At 69.9% G+C, this 13,752-nt stretch carries 13 protein-coding genes and 1 pseudogene; 8 read left to right on the top strand and 6 right to left on the bottom strand.

What is annotated here, in order from left to right; genetic code table 11:
* Nucleotides 1-117 precede the first annotated feature (117 nt).
* The 3 genes from G6024_RS03215 to G6024_RS03205 all read right to left on the bottom strand — a co-directional run bounded on the left by G6024_RS03215 (nucleotide 118) and on the right by G6024_RS03205 (nucleotide 3,132).
* Nucleotides 118-2,550, bottom strand: coding sequence for a heavy metal translocating P-type ATPase (locus tag G6024_RS03215; protein WP_159148003.1), 2,433 nt, complete (start codon nucleotides 2,548-2,550; stop codon nucleotides 118-120).
* A 7-nt stretch (nucleotides 2,551-2,557) separates the two neighbouring features.
* A complete protein-coding gene (locus tag G6024_RS03210) occupies nucleotides 2,558-2,773 on the bottom strand; it encodes a heavy-metal-associated domain-containing protein (protein WP_007633030.1) in 216 nt (71 codons plus the stop codon).
* 68 nt (nucleotides 2,774-2,841) lie between these two features.
* A complete protein-coding gene (locus tag G6024_RS03205) occupies nucleotides 2,842-3,132 on the bottom strand; it encodes a metal-sensitive transcriptional regulator (RefSeq protein ID WP_067718792.1) in 291 nt (96 codons plus the stop codon).
* Nucleotides 3,133-3,291: 159 nt separating this feature from the next.
* Between G6024_RS03205 and G6024_RS03200 the strand changes: the two genes are divergently transcribed.
* The 5 genes from G6024_RS03200 to G6024_RS03180 are packed head-to-tail and all read left to right on the top strand — an operon-like array spanning nucleotide 3,292 to nucleotide 8,479.
* Complete coding sequence (locus tag G6024_RS03200) at nucleotides 3,292-3,744, top strand: DUF4383 domain-containing protein (RefSeq protein WP_159148001.1); 453 nt, start codon at nucleotides 3,292-3,294, stop codon at nucleotides 3,742-3,744.
* A 7-nt stretch (nucleotides 3,745-3,751) separates the two neighbouring features.
* Nucleotides 3,752-6,163: a molybdopterin oxidoreductase family protein gene (locus tag G6024_RS03195; protein WP_159147999.1), complete on the top strand. Its 2,412-nt coding sequence runs from the start codon at nucleotides 3,752-3,754 to the stop codon at nucleotides 6,161-6,163.
* On the top strand, nucleotides 6,160-6,642 hold the full coding sequence (locus G6024_RS03190) for a hypothetical protein (RefSeq protein WP_159147996.1): 483 nt from the start codon (nucleotides 6,160-6,162) through the stop codon (nucleotides 6,640-6,642). The genes G6024_RS03195 and G6024_RS03190 overlap by 4 nt, the downstream gene beginning before the upstream one ends.
* 18 nt (nucleotides 6,643-6,660) lie before the next feature.
* On the top strand, nucleotides 6,661-7,089 hold the full coding sequence (locus tag G6024_RS03185) for a ChaB family protein (RefSeq protein WP_159147994.1): 429 nt from the start codon (nucleotides 6,661-6,663) through the stop codon (nucleotides 7,087-7,089).
* Nucleotides 7,090-7,144: 55 nt separating this feature from the next.
* Nucleotides 7,145-8,479 (top strand): APC family permease, encoded by a 1,335-nt coding sequence (locus G6024_RS03180; RefSeq protein WP_159147993.1) that lies wholly within the window; start codon nucleotides 7,145-7,147, stop codon nucleotides 8,477-8,479.
* A gap of 12 nt (nucleotides 8,480-8,491) precedes the next feature.
* Here the strand turns inward: G6024_RS03180 and G6024_RS03175 are convergent, their stop codons facing one another.
* Both G6024_RS03175 and G6024_RS03170 read right to left on the bottom strand, forming a co-directional pair.
* A complete protein-coding gene (locus G6024_RS03175; RefSeq protein ID WP_194307217.1) occupies nucleotides 8,492-9,046 on the bottom strand; it encodes a hypothetical protein in 555 nt (184 codons plus the stop codon).
* 76 nt (nucleotides 9,047-9,122) lie between these two features.
* The gene (locus G6024_RS03170) at nucleotides 9,123-10,505 is read right to left on the bottom strand and encodes a cytochrome P450 (RefSeq protein ID WP_465284571.1); all 1,383 of its coding nucleotides are present in this window, start codon (nucleotides 10,503-10,505) and stop codon (nucleotides 9,123-9,125) included.
* A 123-nt stretch (nucleotides 10,506-10,628) separates the two neighbouring features.
* Here G6024_RS03170 and G6024_RS03165 point away from each other — a divergent pair, with 123 nt between their 5' ends.
* Entirely contained in the window at nucleotides 10,629-11,246 is a 618-nt protein-coding gene (locus G6024_RS03165) for a TetR/AcrR family transcriptional regulator (RefSeq protein WP_159147990.1), read from the top strand.
* A 36-nt stretch (nucleotides 11,247-11,282) separates the two neighbouring features.
* Here G6024_RS03165 and G6024_RS03160 read toward each other — a convergent pair whose 3' ends face one another.
* Nucleotides 11,283-12,551 carry an NAD(P)/FAD-dependent oxidoreductase gene (locus G6024_RS03160; RefSeq protein WP_159147988.1) on the bottom strand — a complete coding sequence of 423 codons (1,269 nt, stop codon included), beginning with the start codon at nucleotides 12,549-12,551 and terminating at the stop codon, nucleotides 11,283-11,285.
* 129 nt (nucleotides 12,552-12,680) lie between these two features.
* Here G6024_RS03160 and G6024_RS16545 point away from each other — a divergent pair, with 129 nt between their 5' ends.
* Nucleotides 12,681-13,292, top strand: a complete 612-nt coding sequence (locus G6024_RS16545; protein ID WP_235027742.1) for a TetR/AcrR family transcriptional regulator — start codon at nucleotides 12,681-12,683, stop codon at nucleotides 13,290-13,292.
* 128 nt (nucleotides 13,293-13,420) lie between these two features.
* A pseudogene (locus tag G6024_RS03150) lies at nucleotides 13,421-13,752 on the top strand (lipase family protein); the annotation flags it as partial.

Here is a 13,752-nt window from a genome sequence, read left to right as displayed (position 1 = left end):
GCCGCCCCCAGCCGCGAAATCGGCTACTCCGAATCGGGATCGGCGAGCCCAATTGGACTAGCGGATGCCGATTCGGAGTAGCGGATCTGGAGGGGAGGGGCGGCCGGGCGAGTTCGGTCAGACGGTGGCGCGGAACCTCCGCAGCCGCAGGCTGTTGGCCACCACGAACACCGAAGAGAACGCCATCGCGGCGCCCGCGATCATCGGGTTGAGCAGCCCCGCCGCGGCCAGCGGGAGCGCCGCGACGTTGTAGGCGAACGCCCAGAACAGGTTGCCCCGGATGGTGCCGAGCGTGGAGCGCGAGAGTCGGATCGCGTCGGCCGCCGAGCGCAGGTCCCCGCGGACCAGCGTGAGGTCGGAGGCCTCGATCGCCGCGTCGGTGCCGGTGCCGATCGCCAGGCCCAGGTCGGCGGTGGCCAGGGCAGCAGCGTCGTTGACGCCGTCGCCGACCATCGCCACCACGCGCCCCTCTGCCTGCAGCCGGCGGACCACGTCGACCTTGTCCGCCGGCATGACCTCGGAGATCACCGTCTGGGGGCCGGGGTCGATGCCGACCTCGGCGGCGACCGAGGCGGCCACGGCGGCGTTGTCCCCGGTGAGCAGGATCGGGGTGAGACCCAGCTCGCGGAACTTCTCGATGGCCTCGGCGGAGCTGTCCTTGATCTGATCAGCCACCACCAGAACCCCGCGGGCCTTCCCGCCCCATCCCACCGCGACAGCGGTCTGACCAGCCCGGGCGGCCTCGGCCATGGCGCTGTCCAGCTCCTGCGACAGCGGCATGTTCCGCTCAGCCAGTAGGGCGGGACGGCCCACGACGACCACCTCGTCGTCGTCGGCCCCGGAGGAACCATCGACAGCGGGTTCCGCGGCCGCGCGCCCGGGACCAGCGACAACGCGCCCCGACACCCCCAGACCCTCGTGGTTGGCGAAGTCCGCCACGCCCGGCAGATCGCCGACCTCTTCGCGGGCGCCGGCGGCGATGGCACGGGCGATGGGGTGCTCGGAGGCGTCCTCCACGGCCCCGGCGCGGCGCAGAACTTCGGCCCGGTCCTCCCCGGCCGCGACAGTCGTAGAGACCAACGCGTGCCGACCGGTGGTGACGGTGCCGGTCTTGTCCAGGACGATCGTGTCGACCTTACGGGTGGACTCCAAGACCTCGGGGCCCTTGATGAGGATGCCCAGCTGCGCGCCGCGGCCGGTGCCGACCATCAGCGCCATCGGCGTGGCCAGGCCGAGCGCACACGGGCAGGCGATGATGAGGACCGCCACGGCCGCGGTGAACGCCAGGGCGGCGCCGCCGCCGGTGAGCATCCAGAACGCGAACGTCGCCACGGCCAGCACCAGGACGACGGGGACGAAGATCCCGGAGATGCGGTCGGCGAGGCGCTGCGCGGCGGCCTTGCCGGACTGGGCGTCCTCCACCATCTGCGCCATCTGGGCGAGCTGGGTGTCGGAACCGACGCGGGTGGCGCGCACGGTCAGGCGGCCGCTGGCGTTGACGGTGCCGCCCACGACGGCGTCGCCGGGACCGACCTCGGCGGGCACGGACTCGCCGGTGACCATCGAGGTGTCGACCGCGGAGGCACCGTCGACGATCTCGCCATCGGTGGCGATCTTCTCGCCGGGGCGGACGACGAACTCGTCGTCGACCTGCAGATCCTCCACCGGGATGCGGGTCTCCACACGCCCGCCATCAACACCCCCGCGAAGCACGGCGACGTCCTTGGCGCCCAGCTCGAGCAGTGATCGCAATGCGGCGCCCGCCGTGCGCTTGGACCGCGCCTCGAAGTAGCGGCCCAGCAGGATGAACGTGGTCACCCCGGCCGCGGCCTCGAGGTAGATGTCGCCGGCGCCGTCACTGGGCGAGAGGCTGAACTCGAACCCGTGGGTCATCCCGGGCATGCCCGCGTGGCCGAAGAACAGGGCGTACAGCGACCAGAGGAACGCCGCGGACGTGCCCAGGGACACGAGCGTGTCCATGGTGAACGCACCGTGGCGCAGGTTGATCGCGGCGGCGCGGTGGAACGGCCACGCGCCCCACACGATGACCGGGGCGGCCAGCGTCAGCGACAGCCACTGCCAGTTGGTGAATTGCAGCGCTGGGACCATGGCCATCGCGATCACGGGGATCGACAGGACGGCGGAGATGATGACACGCTGGCGCAGCTCGTCGACCCGGTCGGGCGCGGCGGTGTCGTCGGTGGCGTTGCCGGCGTGGCCGGTCGACTTCCCGGCGTCGGCCGCGGCACCGGACGCGTCGCCCCCGCCGGGCGCGGACGTGCGGGGCTGAGTGTTCCGGGGCCGCGGCAATTGTGCGTGGTACCCGGCCTGCTCGACGGTGTCGAGCAGCAGCTGCGGCTGCAGGCCCTCGGGGATCCGTACGCGCGCCTTCTCGGTGGCGTAGTTGACCTCGGCGGAGACGTCGTCGAGTTTGTTGAGTTTGCGCTCGATCCGGTTGGCGCACGACGCGCAGGTCATGCCCTCGATCTGCAATTCGACGAAGGTGGTCCCGGCGGAGGGCGCCGTGTCCCGGCTGTCGGTGGTGGTCATGGGGTGCTCACTCCTGCGCTGTGACTGTGTACCCGGCCTCGTCCACGGCGGCGCGGACCGCCGCGGGATCGACCGGGTCGGAGGAGACGACGACGAGGCGACCCGACTCCAGATCGACTTCGACCTCGGTGACTCCCGAGATCTCCGAGACCTCCTCCGTCACGGAGGCGACACAGTGGCCGCAGGTCATGCCGGAGACGGTGTAGGTGGCAGTGGCGGACATGGTGTTCTCCTCGTTCGGGTGGTGGGTGTGCGGTGACTGTCGGGGCCCGCGATCGGACGGCGCGGTGATCAGGACCTGACCAGGCGGGCGATGGCGGCGTTGGCCTCGGCGAGCTTGGCCTCGGCTTCCTCCGGGCTGCCGTTCTCGATGGCGCCGGCGACGCAGTGCCCGAGGTGCTCGGAGAGCAGGCTCAGCGAGACGGACTGCAGGGCCCGGGTCATGGCGGAGACCTGCGTGAGGATGTCGATGCAGTACTTGTCCTCCTCGACCATCCGTTGCAGCCCGCGGGCCTGACCCTCGATGCGGCGCAGCCGCTTGAGGTGGTCCTCCTTGTGCGGGGTGTATCCATGCTCGGCCATGTCGCATACGGTACCCCCCTAGGGTAGGTGCCGCAAGAGTCGATCTGGTTCTCCGACCGAAGTTCCGACCCACGGGACCGGTTTTCAATCCGGCCCCTGCTGTCTATGGTCGGGACAGCGCCACTTCCGATGTCGATCAGTCGAGAAAGGAATGGACTCATGACGGACACGACCCGGACCGCTCGCCCGGCCCGGCACCGCTCCCCCGTCCAGTACGCAGCCCTCGCCTTTGGCGTGGTGTTCCTGCTCGTGGGGATCGCCGGCTTCATCCCCGGGATCACCACCGCCTACGACACCATGCAGTTCGCCGGCCACGAATCCGAGGCCATGCTGCTGGGCCTGTTCCAGGTATCGATCCTCCACAACATCGTCCACCTGCTCTACGGCGCCGTCGGGATCCTGATGTCCCGGACCGCCCCGCAGGCCCGCATCTACCTGCTGGCCGGCGGTCTCGTCTACCTGGCCCTGTGGATCTACGGCCTGGTGATCGGCCACGATTCGGCGGCCAACTTCGTGCCGGTCAACACGGCCGACAACTGGCTGCACCTGTTCCTGGGCCTCGCCATGGTCGCCCTGTCCTTCCTCCACCGCGGGCAGCCGCGCCGAGCCTAGGAGCACCATGACACCCGGCAGCGACTCGGCGCCCGATCGGGTCACTCACCCGTGGGGCGAACGCACGCCGTACGGCCCCGGCGAGCAGTGGCCGGTCCGAGTGGACACCCACCTGGCCGACGGAATGGCCGAGGCGGATGTCGACCGCTGGGTACAGACGGCGTCGATCCTGCACTCCAACGGCGACGGGCTGGACATCGCCGTCGCCGAAGGCCGGATCTGCGGGGTGCGTGGACGTGCCGACGACCGGGTCAATCGCGGACGACTGGGGGTCAAGGACCTCTACGGCTGGCAGGCGAACTCCTCACCGGACCGGCTGACCCGCCCGCTGGTACGCGAGAACGGCGTATTGGTGGAGACCGACTGGGACACGGCGATGGACCGGGTCGTCGGCCGGACCACCGAGTTGCTGGACGAGCAGGGCCCCAGCGCGATCGGTTTCTACACCACCGGGCAACTCTTCGCCGAGGAGTACTACACCCTCGGTGTGATCGCCCACGGTGGCATCGGCACCAACCACGTCGACGGCAACACCCGGCTGTGCACCGCGACGGCCGCCGCGGCGCTCAAGGCGTCCTTCGGATGTGACGGTCAGCCCGGCTCGTACGCCGACATCGACCACGCCGACGTCATCTGCCTCTACGGACACAACATGGCCGAGACGCAGAGCGTGACCTGGATGCGGATCCTGGATCGCCTGGCCGGGGACGACCCGCCCGCGATCCTGTGCGTGGACCCACGCCCCACCCCGGTCGCCGAACACGCCACTATCCATCTGACACCGAGGCCGGGCACCAACCTGGCGCTGATGAACAGCCTGATCCACGAACTGCTCGACGCCGGCCACATCGACCGCGACTACATCGACCAGCACACGGTCGGATACTCGTCACTGGCCGAGCAGGTCGCCGACTACCCGCCGGAGCGGGTGGCCGAGATCTGTGACGTCCCGGCCAAGCAGATCCGCCGGGCCGCCCGGCTCATCGGGGGCGCCGAGCGGCTGATGTCCACGGTGCTGCAGGGCTTCTACCAGTCCAACCAGGCCACCGCGGCCGCTGTGCAGGTCAACAACATCCACCTGCTGCGCGGGATGCTCGGCCGGCCCGGGTGCGGCGTGCTGCAGATGAACGGCCAGCCCACCGCCCAGAACACCCGTGAGTGTGGCGCCGACGGCGACCTGGCGGCCTTCCGGAACTGGTCCAACACCTCGCACGTGCAGGACCTGGCCCGGGTGTGGAACGTCGACCCGATGGACATCCCGCATTACTCGGCACCCACCCACGCCATGCAGATGATGCGGTATGTGGAGGACGGTTCGATCCGGCTGTTGTGGGTCAGCGGCACCAACCCGGCCGTCTCCCTGCCGGAACTCACACGCATCCGCTCGATCCTGTCCCAGGAGCGACTGACACTGGTGGTGCAGGACATCTTCCTCACCGAGACCGCCAGGCTCGCCGACGTCGTCCTGCCGGCCGCCACATGGGGCGAGAAGACCGGCACGTTCACCAACACCGACCGGACCGTGCACCTGTCGGAGAAGGCCGTCGATCCGCCCGGCCAGGCCAGGGCCGACCTGGACATCTTCATCGACTTCGCCCACCGCCTGGGGCTCAAGGACAAGGACGGCGAGCCGCTGATCAAGTGGCACGGCCCCGAATCGGCGTTCGAGGCGTGGAAGGACTGCACCGCCGGCCGGCCGTGCGACTACACCGGGCTGACCTACGACAGACTGCGCGGCGGCTCCGGTATCCAATGGCCGTGCAACGACGACAACCCCGACGGCACCGAGCGCCTCTACTCCGACGGCAGATTCTGGGCGGACCCGGACTACTGCGAGAACTACGGTCGCGACCTGGTCACCGGCGCCCCCAAGGACGCCACCGAATACAAGGCGATGAATCCGGAGGGCAAGGCGATGCTCAAGGGCGCGGAATACCTCCCCGCGCACGAACCGCCCGACGAGCACTTCCCCCTGCAGCTGATCACGGGCCGGACCATCTACCACTTCCACACCCGCACCAAGACCGGCAGAGCCCCCGAGTTGCAGGCAGCCGCTCCGCAGGTGTGGGTGGAGATCTGCGCCGCCGACGCCGCGGCCGCCGGCATCACCGAGGGAGACCTCACGGAGATCGCCACCCCCCGCGGACGGGTGCGGGCGGCCTCCCGGATCACCGGGATCCGACCGGGAGTGATCTTCCTGCCGTTCCATTACGGCTACTGGGACACCGGCGACAGCGCCGGACCGGAGGGTGACGCCGTGGGGACCGCGGCCAACGAGCTCACCCCCACCGACTGGGACCCAGCCTCTAAACAGCCGATCTTCAAGACCGCCGTCGCACGCATCGCCCGGATCGCCGACCGCGATGAGTCCACCCGACGAGCCGGAGCGGCGACGACGGCCACGGGAGGGCTGACATGAAACTCGGACCCGTTCTCCGCGAACTTCACCGCTCCGAGGTCGAGCTCGCCCACAAACTGCTGCAGGTCTCCGAGCGCCACAAGGTCGATCACGAGATCTACCACGTCGCACGGGACCTGGTGGGCTGGTCCCGCAGCCACCTCGCCGAGATCGCCCGGATCGGTGGCGACTACGGCCAGGACCTCGACCCCGCCCCCCGACTCGAACTCGGACTGGCCGAACGGGCGCGGGAGAAGGGCAGCGAACTACTCGGCAGACACCACACCCCGGAGCTGCTCCTGCTCGAGGACCTACGGACCGTCTACATGGAGGCCTCCGGGGTCGCCATGGACTGGCTCCTCATCGCCCAGGCCGCGCAGGGCCTACGGCACCGCGACCTTCTCGAAGTCGCGGAGAAGTGCCAACCCCAGACCACGCGCCAGGCCACATGGGCCCAGGCCAAGCTCAAAGAATCCGCCACCCAGATCCTGGTGAGCTGACGAAGGAGAGGAATCGCCATGCCGAAGACAGACAGCGACGGGAACGCGAAGGACAGCGAGCTGCCCTCGACGCTGCAGCGCAGCGACCAGAAGGCCAAGGACACCTTCGCCAAGGCCTACGACTCGGCGGAGGAGGAGTACAGCGACGAGTCCCGTGTCGCGCGGACCGCCTGGAGCGCCGTCAAGCACACGCACGAGAAGGTGGGTGACCACTGGGAGCCCAAGGACGGCAAGGGGCCCTCGGATTCACGCTCGGAGAGCGGCGGGCCGAACCCCTCCGGAGAGTCGAAGGGCGGGGTGGACGCCAACGCCAGCAAGGACCACCTCTACGAGCAGGCACAGCGGCTCGACATCGAGGGCCGCTCCGACATGACCAAGGACGAGCTCGTGGAGGCACTGCGCAAGGCCAACGACCGGAAGACGAAGGAGAGCCGAAAAGACTCGTGAGCCCGGCAGGAGGAGGACCGCCCCACCCCTGCACCACTGAGTATGTGACCACAGAATGACCCACGACAGTGACCGGAGATCACTCTCTCTCGCCGGCTCGGTGGCGTTGGGCACGGGGGTCATGATCGGCGCCGGCATCTTCGCGCTGGTCGGCCAGGTCGGCGAGCTGGCCGGCGGGTGGATGCCGTGGGCGTTTCTCGCCGGCGCGGTGGTCGTGCTGTTCAGCACGTACTCGTACATCCGGTACTCGGCGACCAACCCGTCGTCCGGCGGTATCGCCATGCTGCTCAAGGCCGCGTACGGCCCCGGCGTGGTCGCCGGCTCGTTCTCCCTGTTCATGTACGTGTCGATGATCCTCGCCGAGTCCCTCCTCGGCAGGACCTTCGGCACCTACCTCCTGCGCGCCCTCGACGTCGGCGACCCGGGCATATGGGTCCCGGTCCTCGCCGTTCTCGCCATCGCCTCCGCCGCGGCCGTGAACCTGGTGGGCAACCGACTGGTGGAACGCTCGGCCATGATCACCGCCGCGGTCAAGATCGGCGGGATCGCCGCGCTGGCCATCGCCGGGATCCTCGCCACCGGCGTGGGGTCACTGTCCCGGCTGGTCGACGCCGGTGACCGCACCCCGCCGGATCACGGGTGGGCCGGATTCCTGGCCGCCGTGGCGTTGACGATCCTCGCCTACAAGGGCTTCACCACGATCACCAATCACGGCGCCGACCTGCGCAGGCCCGAACGCAACCTCGGCAGGTCCATCCTCATCTCCATCGCCCTGTGCACGGTGCTCTACCTCCTGATCGTCGTCGCGGTCAGCGGGAGCCTGAGCGTGCCGCAGATCGTCGAGGCCCGTGACTACGCGCTCGCGGAAGCGGCCGCGCCGCTCTTCGGCCCGTGGGGGGTACGTCTCACCGTGATCGTGGCGGTCGTGGCGACCCTGTCGGGACTCATCGCGAGCCTGTTCTCCGTCTCGAAGCTCTACGACATGCTCCGGGACATGGGGCAGGCCCCGGGGCTGCCGGGCCGGGAAGGCCATCAGTCGCTCTACATCACCGCAGGCCTGGCGATCCTCATGGCCGCCTTCTTCGACCTGTCCAGGATCGCGGCCCTCGGCGCGATCCTCTACCTGACGATGGACATCGCCATCCACCTAGGCGTCATCCGCCGTCTCCGGGACCAGGTCGACGCCACCGTGTGGATCCCGTGCGTCGCCATCGTGCTCGACCTGGCCGTACTGGTCCCCTTCGTCGCTCTCAAGGCGGGGTCGGATCCGCTGACCATCGCCCTGACGGCGGGCGTCGCCCTCGCGATCTTCGCCGCGCAGTGGGTCACCGTCAGGCGCCGCGGTGACGACGATCGCGAGGGGGACGAGCACGAACACGCCGGGGCGTGAACGGCGCGCCCGTCAGTCGCGGTCGCGGTGCCTCGCCTCCGCACGGTCGGGCAGCAGATACTCGGCCGACACGGCGGCCGCCGCGGAACCCACGATCACCAGGACGAATCCGACGATGGCGACGTACGGCCCATAGGCGACCGATGCCTCGGCGGACAGCCCCGACAGGATCGGGTCCGCCGTCCCCGTGGAGCCGTACAGCACCCACATGAACGCGAGGTGGGCGATGAGGACCAGCCCCGCCGTCACGGCGTTGAGGATCGCGAAGATGCCGAGCCGGGCCACGAGCGTGACCACGGTGAGGAAGGACAGCGCCACCAGGCCGAGGAAGTTGACCGGGGTGATCTCCCTGAGCCCCAGCACCTCGGGCAGCACGAGGCCGGAGAGCGACTGCCCGCCGCCGGTCACCCACGGCAGGTAGAGGCTGAGCAGGGCGATCGCCAGACCGACGAAGGCGACCGGGGCGCCGATGCGGCTCTGGATGATCGGGATCGCCTTCTTCCTCCTAGCCGGCGCGCCGTCCGTGGAGGCCACCGGCTCGGGAGCGTGGGTCGCGTGAGCAGCCATGATGATCACCCTTCCGTGTTGTCCCACATGCGGTATGTGAGGTACACCACAGACTATGTTGATATGACACCTTTCGCTACCCCTGCGGCTGTGAGTTCTCTGAAATTCCGGCCCGCCGCAGCAGACGGATCGGCTGCCCGTCCTTCGGGAACGGCAGCGACTTCATGTCCATCGGGGCCGTGTAGTCCGGGTCGACGTGCCACTCGAAGGTGCGCAGCAGGTGATGCAGCACGAGTGAGACCTCGGCGCCGGCGAAGTGCATGCCTATGCACTTGTGCACGCCGCCGCCGAACGGCTGCCACGCCTGACGGTGGACCTTGTCCTCGCGGCGCTCGTCGGAGAACCGGCCTGGGTCGAAAACCTCCGGATCGGGCCAGTACTGCTCGAGGTGGTGGGTGAAGTAGGGAGCGATCGCCACCATCGTCCCCGCAGGGATGAAGTGCCCCAGCACCTCGGTGTCCTTGACGGCCGTGCGCGCGATCGTCGGCACCGGCGACACCAGGCGCAGCGACTCCTTCATCACCAGGTCCAGCGACCGCAACTGCGAGAGCTGCTCGTAGCTGATCGTGTCGCCCGGAATCGCCAGGGACTCCTCGCGGCACCGCCGCTGCCACTCCGGGTGCTGGCCCAGGTACTGCATCATCGTCGAGATGGTGATCGTGGACGTGTCGTGCGCGGCCATGAGCAGGAAGATCATGTGGTTGATGACGTCGTCGTCGCTGAACCGCTCGCCGTCGACCTCCACCCGGCACAGCACGGAGAACAGGTCGTCGCCGTCGCCCGCCCGCCTGGCCGGCAGGTATTCGCGGAGGAACTCCTCCACCCGGCGTCGACCGACCAGCCCGCGGTGCCAACGCCCGCCCGGGACCGGGTACCGCACGAGCGCGGTCGCCGCCTGGACACAGTCGATGAACGCGGAATTGACCTGATCGAGACGCGCCTGGCTGGCGCCGGGGGCGCCGCCCATGAAGACCTCCACCGCGAGGTTCAGCGTCAACTGCTTGAGCCGGGGATAGACCTCCACGCGGTCCCCCGGCTGCCACTGCTCGACGGCGGAGCGGACCGCCGGGTCGATCGCTGCCGCGTACCTGGCGAGGCGGTCGGAGGTGAACGCCTCCTGCATGAGGCGGCGGTGGGCCATGTGCTCGTCGAAGTCCAGGAGCATCAGCCCACGGTCGAAGAACGGCCCGATGAGGAACTGCCACGCCTCGCCGTTGGCGAACGCCTTGTCCCGGTTCTGCAGGACCACTCCCGAGGCCTCTGGCCCGAGCAGCGCCACGATCCTCGTCCCGAATGCTCGGAACCACGAGACCGGACCGTACCGGTGATAGCGCTTCTCCCACAGTCGCATCGGATCCCGCAGGTAGTCCAGACCGTGACCGAGGAGCGGTAGACCACCGTCTCCCGGGACCGGGGCCAGCCCACTACCCGTCGGTGCATTCGCCAGCGTTCGTGTCACGAGCATCCCCTGACCTCCGGGTGGAGACGTCCGTTCGCGACGGCCCCACCACCTGTCTGACAGACGGCCCTGTCAGTTTGGAACGAGTTTGAATCAGACAGGGGGTCCTGTCAAGATTGAGCGATGAACGCGACCCCGCGCCGCTACCGAGGCGTCAGCGCGGAGGAGCGGCGCGCATCCCGCCGGCGCCAACTCCTCGACGCGGCCCTGGAGCTCGTCGGCACCCGCGGTGTCGAGCGGACGACGATGACGGCGATCTGCGCGGAGGCCGGCCTGACGGAGCGCTACTTCTACGAGAGCTTCACCGCCCGTGACCAGCTGCTCCTCGCCCTCGTCGACGAGATCGCCGACCAGGTCCGTACCGCCGTCCTGGCCGCACTCTCCGACACCGAGGGCGACGCCGCGGCCAGGGCCCACGCCGCCCTGGCCGCCTTCGCGGCACTACTCACCGACGACCCCCGCAAGGGACGGGTCGCGATCATCGAGTCGGCCACCGTCCCGACCCTCCGCCAGCGCCGCCACGAGCTGTACCGCGACTTCGCGGCCCTCGTCGCGACCCAGGCCCGGACACTGTTCGGGGACCGCGCCCTGCCCACCCCCCGGGACGAGATCAGCGCCCGCCTCCTGGTGGGCGGCCTGGGTGAGCTCATCACCGCCTGGCTCCAATCCGAGACCAGCGCGAGCATCGACGACATCGTCGACGAGGCGACCCGGTGGTTCACCGTGGGCATGCACGCCTGACCCGCCGGCCGACCACAGTCGACGACTTCCCCGCCGCTACGCCGCCCACCGGGCACGGAACACGTCCCGGGGCAGCGGATCCGTCCACCTCCCCGTGGCGGCGAGATCCGCGGTGAGTCGGCCGATCTCGTCCGCGGCCATGACACCCCGCTCTCCCTCGACCGCCAGAACGGTGCGGTCGTCCACACGGTCGATGTAGGGGTGGTTGGTACTGGTGGCGCACACCAGACACGGGCGCGTGTGCGCCCGCCCCAGGCGGACGCCGGGCAGGAGATCGGTCAACACCGCCAGCGCGTCGTCGACGTCCGCGGAGGCGCCGCCGGTCCGCACCCAGGACGCGATCTCCTCGGCGGAGCCCAGGGGCGTCTCGCGCACACTGCTGCCGGCGACCTTGAGGTACCAGCGACCGTCCGGGTACCGAACCGGCGACATCACCACTCCGCCGAACTGCTGCGCGCCGTCGCGATGCTTGAGATACATCGTCGCGGGCAGGTCGATCCCGCCCGGATCGTCGACCTCCACCAGCACGACGGTCGCCCCGAGGGTGAACAGCTGCAGTGGCCGCGGCAGCAGGCCGGAGGCGTTGACGGCGGCGCCGAGCGCGAGCACGATCGACCGACCTCGCAGTCGCACTCCCCCGGCCGTGACGACCACCTTGTCGTCGTCGTTGTGGTTGTTGTCGTCGTTGTTGTCGTCGTCATCGCCGCTGTCATCGCCACCCCCCGCGCCGCCCTCGAGCGCGACCACCTCGTCCCGGACGAGTACCGCCCCCGCCGCCGACGCGGCGGCCAGTTCGGCACGGACCAGCGCCCGCGGGTTGACGATCATCCCGCCGGGTTGCACCACGCCCACGTGGCCCGGTTCGAACCGCACCGCGGGGTACCGCCGACGTAGGCCCTCCTCGTCGAGGAGGTGCACGTCGACGCCCAGGTCGCGGGCGTTGGCGGCCAGGACGTCGCGGTCGAACCACTCCCCGGCCGCGTCACCGGCGGCGTCGGCGGGGTTGACCGAGAGGCACTCGACGCCGGTCGTGAACTCGACCCCCGTGCGGCGCGTGAGCTCGGGGAACCGGCGGATCGACCGCGTGGTGAGCATCCCGGTGACCACGGGGATCTCGAGAACGTGGCACATCCGACCCTGGTCATAGTGCCCGGCCCACGTGCCCTGATGGTCGGCGAAGCCCGCGGGCTCCTCGGGGCCGATCACCAGGACGGAATCCCCCCGCTCGGCCAGGTGCCGGGCGGTCGCGGCGCCGATCGGCCCGGCGCCGATGACGATGTGGTCGTAGGTGGGATCGGCGGTCATGGGTCCCCTGGACGGTCGCTGAGCGGGTGGACTGATGCTGCGAGTGCATCACACTTAAGTCATCACAGTGTGCACTTAGGGCGAGGTAGTCTCAACGAAATCCACCAGACCGGATCCGGGGGCGCGAACGTGGAGCAGGAACCGCCGACCCGGCCGCCCGCGCCGAGACCGGAACGGCGCCGGGTTCGCGAGGGCGGCCGGAGCGACCGCGTCCGTCACACCGTCGGGGAGGCGGTCCTGTCGCTCCTCGCCGAGGGGCGGTGGCAGTTCTCGATGGTGGAGGTCGCCGAACGGGCGGACGTGAACCGACGGACCCTGTACCGGTGGTGGCCGACCACCACCGACCTCGTGGCCGAGGCCCTCGACCAGCATGTCCTCCGGGTTCCCGTGCCGACGTCCGGGGACTGGGAGGGCGACGTGCGGGACTTCGCCCACGCCCTGGCCGCGTTCGCGGCCGACCCGGTGGAGCTCGCCACGGGCGCGCTCCTCGCCACTCGGTCACATCCCGAGCTCGCCGACGTGGTCACCGCGCGCTACCAACCCGCCCTGGACGCCTGGCGGCAGATGGCGTCGCTGGCGAGCGCGCGCGGTGACCTCAACCCCGACCTCGATCCGGACACCGTCGTGACCACGCTCGTGGCACCGCTACTCCTGACGCCGCTCATGAGCGGCCGCCCGCTGCCCCCGGACGCCGTGGACCGGGTGGTCGACGTGATTCTCGCCGCCACCCGGCCGCGGTGACCAACCGCGCTGACGGGCGACGCACGACCGGAGTGCCCGTCGCGCACAGCATTCACTTAGACTCTGCTCGACTTCGTGAGCCAGAACACAATCAGTCCGGGGGGACCGTGCCACTTCGTCGAACCGCGATGCGCGCAGCCGCATTCGCCGCCACCATCGCCACCGCAGTCGCCGGAGGGGCCCTGGTCGCCCCCGCCGCAGGCGCCCAGGGGTCGTCCAACGACCCGGCACCCACCTTCTACCAGCCGCCGACGGACCTGCCCGCAGCCTCCGGCGAGCTCATCAAGACCGAGCCGTTCCCCCTCGCCGCCGCGATCCCGCCGATCCCGGGCGCCGATTCGATCTCCGATGCAGCCGGACCGCTGTCCACCGACGCGCAGCGCATCATGTACACCTCCGTCGGATCGCGCGACCAGGCGATCGCCGTGACCGGCGCCTATCTGCAGCCGCGCGCACCGTG

Source organism: Dietzia maris (genome assembly GCF_014144855.1).
Classification (GTDB): domain Bacteria; phylum Actinomycetota; class Actinomycetes; order Mycobacteriales; family Mycobacteriaceae; genus Dietzia; species Dietzia kunjamensis.
This window is presented reverse-complemented; position numbering and strand designations above follow the sequence as displayed.